Origin of the sequence: Enterococcus sp. VV15, assembly GCF_005236045.1 — a bacterium.
Lineage (GTDB): Bacteria > Bacillota > Bacilli > Lactobacillales > Enterococcaceae > Enterococcus_B > Enterococcus_B durans.
Map to the genome: position 1 here is coordinate 1 of NZ_QPTY01000069.1, position 4,430 is coordinate 4,430.

Below are 4,430 nucleotides of genomic sequence, written 5' to 3' on the forward strand. Positions count from 1 at the left end.
ATATAAGAAAACCCGAAAAGAAGGCACTCTCTTCGGGTTTTCGGTCTGTACTGAAATCAAGGTATTATTGGGAATCCCAGCTTAAATCATAGATACCGTAAGGGATTTTATTCTTTACGCCGATTGTAAAATTAAGCTAGACAAATAAATAAGCCATTCGTGCTACACTCAAAATGTAATTCCGACTAAAGAAAACATAGGAGTGATCACGAATGACCTACACCCATCTTACCACGGATGAACTGGTGATGATAGAGTCTTACTACCACCAAAACATCAAAATTGTGAAAATTGCTGAGTACCTGAAACGATCTCGAACACCGATTTATAACGTCATTAATTTCTTGAAAGAAGGCCATACGGCCCTCGAATACTACCAACAGTATAAAGAAAATAAGAAACGGTGTGGCAGACGAAACATCGTCTTGCCAAAGAAACAACAGTCCTACATTAAAGAAAAAATTGCCCAAGGCTGGACGCCAGACGTTATCATTGGGCGTAAAGAGAAACCAATCAGCTGTTCCGTAAGAACCCTTTATCGCCAGTTCAAGGAAAAGGTGTTCGATGAATCGACTTTGCCCATGAAGGGTAAGCGGAAACCAAATGGACATCAAGAACGCCGAGGAAAACAGGCTTTTAAACGGAATATCGTTGAAAGAGAAACTGATTACCCGACATTTAAAGAAGAGTTCGGCCATATCGAAGGCGATACCATTGTAGGCATTCATCATAAGAGTGCTGTCATAACTTTGGTAGAACGTCTATCGAAAATCATCATCACCTTGAAGCCCGAGGGGCGCAAGGCGATCGATATTGAGAATACTCTGAACCACTGGTTTGGATCGATTCCCAGACATTTATTTAAATCCATTACCTTTGATTGTGGGAAAGAATTCTCTAATTGGAAGGCTTTAAGTAACCAACATGACATCGCTATTTATTTCGCTGATCCAGGGACTCCTTCGCAACGAGCACTGAATGAAAATTCCAATGGCTTGCTGCGAAAAGATGGTCTGCCAAAAAACATGGATTTTAATCAAGTCGACCAAGCTTTTATCTCTTCAGTGGCGAATAAGAGAAACAATATTCCACGAAAGTCCTTGGATTATCAAACACCCCTGGAAGTATTTATGAGTTACATGAATGAAGATATTTTGTCTAGCTTAATTTGACAAATCAAATTATTTAAAACTTTGCAACAGAACCTTAGCAGCAGTGCTGATTTTTATGATAGTTATTTGGTTCTTAAATGAAAGATCTAAAGACAATCAACACCGTAGGGATATGGAGATAAAATCAATAGAGTCAATAGATTATTTATCGATAATAACACTAAAAAAGCCACGTTCCTAAACGTGACTTACGCTGAACGATATGTGTTGTTTGGTAGACGAACAAATCGTTCATTATAAATATATGATGGTATCCTAATATAGTAAGCGTGGCTAGCATACCTTTAATTACTTTACCTTTTACAGTTACCATACACATTTTTTGAGCAGAAATCAAGTAAATAAAAAAATATTATATTTCACAACATGCTAATAGACTCATATCTAGAACGCATTAAGTATTTACCTGTCTGGTTCGCTGAGACTTCTTTTTTAACTTTCTTCAATTTTCTTCTTTATTCTAAAAAGCGTACTGCGACTGAAACCGGTTATAGCTTCAACTTCCTTATACGATTTACCTGAAGTAAGCAGTTCATATGCGTGCCTCTTCTTCGGTGTGATTGTTGCTTTCGGACGTCCTTCTCTGAAATTAGGATTATTCTTTCTTGCAAACATTTTTCCTTCTTGGGTACGTTCCACAATCATATCACGTTCCATTTCTGCTACACTCAACAACGTCCGTGTCACCATTCGCCCCATGGACGTATTTTCAATCGTTCCTAGATTCAAAACCTTGATCGTTACGTTATCATCGAGTAAAGGTTCAATGATCTCTAATGCTTCTCTCGTGTTACGAGCAAATCGATCAAGCTTCGTAACAACTATTTCATCTCCAGGCTTCAGACCAGCCAACAGCTGATTGAATTTTGGCCGATCCCGTTTTGTACCCGTAAATTTTTCTGAAAAAATATTCTTCTTCTCTACGCCGTTCTCAAGCAACTGTTGAATTTGTTCTTTTGTACTTTGAGAAGCGGTTGAGACACGTGCATATCCATATTTCGTCATTTGGTCCACCTACTTTTACAAATCATCTATCGTATACTCAGAATACCCTTCATAGAAATAGCTGACATCGATTCCTTTCATATATAACTCGCGATCGTCAATTTTATCAGTCAGAGCATTGGAAATTAGATAGCGTATTTCCAAATCGTTTATGGGACTTCGCTCCATTGCAGAAAGATAGTCTGCTTTATCGATTAAGTTCCAATCTACAACTTTTTGCAATTCTTCCTTTAAAATGAGATCCAGCCAAATTCTAGTACTTCGGCCATTTCCTTCTCGAAATGGGTGAGCGATATTCATCTCCACATATTTCTTGATAATCTCTTCAAAAGAAGTTTGTGGCATCTGATCAATATGCTGTAACGAATGTTCTAAATACATAACTGGTGCAAATCGAAAATTTCCTTTTGCAATATTGACCGATCGGATTTTTCCGGCAAAATCGTAAATATCCGAAAATAGAAATTCATGAATTTCAGATAAACCTTTAAATGTACCAACTTCGATTTCATTTATTTTTCCACAATCGTACAATTCTTTCGCTTTTTGTTTACTGAGTTTTTCTTCAACCTTAGCCAACTCAACTTGATTGGTTAATCCCAATTTATTCTCTAAAATCATGCGAAATCTCCTTAACTTTATGACATAAGTTTATGAAACACTCTCAACCCCATTATATCGCGATTTTGTTTATGTGTCAAAAACTATTAAGTTTCTGACCCTCTACAAAATTCACAATAGATATAATCTATTGAAAATTTAAAAGAAGACAAAATAGAGTACAGAAAATGTTTTCTGTACTCTATAAATGATTCTGATACTTCATTGAAGTCCATGGCTTTAACTAATCCATCACGACGTAATAATCCATTTGAATGTTCATTTAGAGCGCGTTGTGACGGGGTGCCTGGATCCGCAAAATAAATATCAATATCATTTTGATTTCCCATAGCTTTCCAATTTGAAAATTCTTTCCCACAGTCAAACGTAATTGATTTAAACAGATGTTTAGGAACCGTTTGAAACCAATGATTAATTCGATTTTCAATGTCCATTGCCTGTCTACCGGCTGGCTTCAATGTAATAATCACTTTTGACAAACGTTCCACCAATGTAATAACAGCACTTTTGTGTTTTCGACCGACAATAGTGTCTCCTTCAAGATGGCCAAACTCGTTTTCAAATTCTGGATGCTCCTTGATGCGCTCATGTATACTGCGCCGAAAAGCTTGTTTCCCACGTTTTTCTTGGTGTCCATTTGGTTTTCGTTTGCCTTTCATAGGCAAATCACGCACATTAAATGCGCCAGTTTGAAACATTCGATACAGTGTACGGACTGAACAATCAAGTTTCATTTCCGAGCGGCCGACAATCACATCCGGTGTCCACCCTTGAACAACCCTCTTTTGAACATATTCTTTTTGTTCCTCTGGTAAAGCAATCGAGCGTCTACCGCAGCGTTTTTTGTTTTCTTTGTATTGTTGATAGTAGTTCAGTATCGTAGCACCAGTTTTCAAAAATTGATACACGTTATGAATCGTTTGTCACGCACGTCCTAAGCATTGCGCAGTTTTGGCAACGGATTGATTATTTTTGAAATAAGACTCTATGATTACCAGTTCGTCTGTTGTAAGATGGGTGTAGGTCATTTGTACTCACTCCTTAATAATTCTTTGGTCGGAACTATTTTGAGTGTAGCACAAATGATCTTTTTAGTTGTCTAGCTTAATTTTACAATCGACGAAAAGAATACTATGATGAGATTAGTTTGAAATTTCATTTTGATGAGTAGATATTAGGAACTGATTGATAGAACGAATAAGTTATATTGATATTTTGTATTTGCAGTATTTGAAAAAGTTGAAGATGATAAGGAAAATAAAGAAACAACAGGAACAGTCTAACTTGACTATTCCTGTTGTTGAAAAGATTATGATTAATTTACTACTTTATTTTTTATAGACATGCTATTTACATACTCTATATTTCATAGTTGTTATTCATAATTTCACTTCCAAGTATCATCCTGTATGAATAACCAGATTGGCCCGCTTGTTCTTCTGTTGCTGCTTTTTTAGCTAGGACAACGGGATCATCTTTTTTATTATCTCCTTGGTTCTGTTGCAAAGTTTTAAATAAAGAATAAAATCCCTTACGGTATCTATGATTTAAGCTGGGATTCCCAATAATACCTTGATTTCAGTACAGACCGAAAACCCGAAGAGAGTGCCTTCTTTTCGGGTTTTCTTATAT

The 4,430-nt window shown here is 36.5% G+C and carries 3 protein-coding genes and 1 pseudogene; 1 reads left to right on the forward strand and 3 read right to left on the reverse strand.

The features are described from left to right. Window positions 1-212 precede the first annotated feature (212 nt). Window positions 213-1,172 carry an IS30-like element IS1252 family transposase gene (locus tag DVW83_RS14155; RefSeq protein WP_000222577.1) on the forward strand — a complete coding sequence of 320 codons (960 nt, stop codon included), beginning with the start codon at window positions 213-215 and terminating at the stop codon, window positions 1,170-1,172. A 432-nt stretch (window positions 1,173-1,604) separates the two neighbouring features. Here the strand turns inward: DVW83_RS14155 and DVW83_RS14160 are convergent, their stop codons facing one another. The 3 genes and pseudogenes from DVW83_RS14160 to DVW83_RS14170 form a co-directional block, all read right to left on the reverse strand. Continuing rightward, window positions 1,605-2,177 (reverse strand): recombinase family protein, encoded by a 573-nt coding sequence (locus DVW83_RS14160; protein WP_000170424.1) that lies wholly within the window; start codon window positions 2,175-2,177, stop codon window positions 1,605-1,607. A 15-nt stretch (window positions 2,178-2,192) separates the two neighbouring features. Next, the gene (gene fic, locus DVW83_RS14165) at window positions 2,193-2,798 is read right to left on the reverse strand and encodes a protein adenylyltransferase Fic (RefSeq protein ID WP_000599739.1); all 606 of its coding nucleotides are present in this window, start codon (window positions 2,796-2,798) and stop codon (window positions 2,193-2,195) included. A gap of 179 nt (window positions 2,799-2,977) precedes the next feature. Then, window positions 2,978-3,826 (reverse strand): annotated as a pseudogene (locus DVW83_RS14170) (IS30 family transposase); the annotation flags it as partial. Window positions 3,827-4,430: the final 604 nt, after the last annotated feature.

Excerpts from the sequence above, each read along its gene's own strand:
- DVW83_RS14155 (WP_000222577.1), top strand. The coding sequence starts at position 213 with ATGACCTACACCCATCTTACCACGGATGAACTGGTGATGATAGAGTCT.
- fic (WP_000599739.1), bottom strand. The coding sequence starts at position 2,798 with ATGATTTTAGAGAATAAATTGGGATTAACCAATCAAGTTGAGTTGGCT.
- DVW83_RS14160 (WP_000170424.1), bottom strand. The coding sequence starts at position 2,177 with ATGACGAAATATGGATATGCACGTGTCTCAACCGCTTCTCAAAGTACA.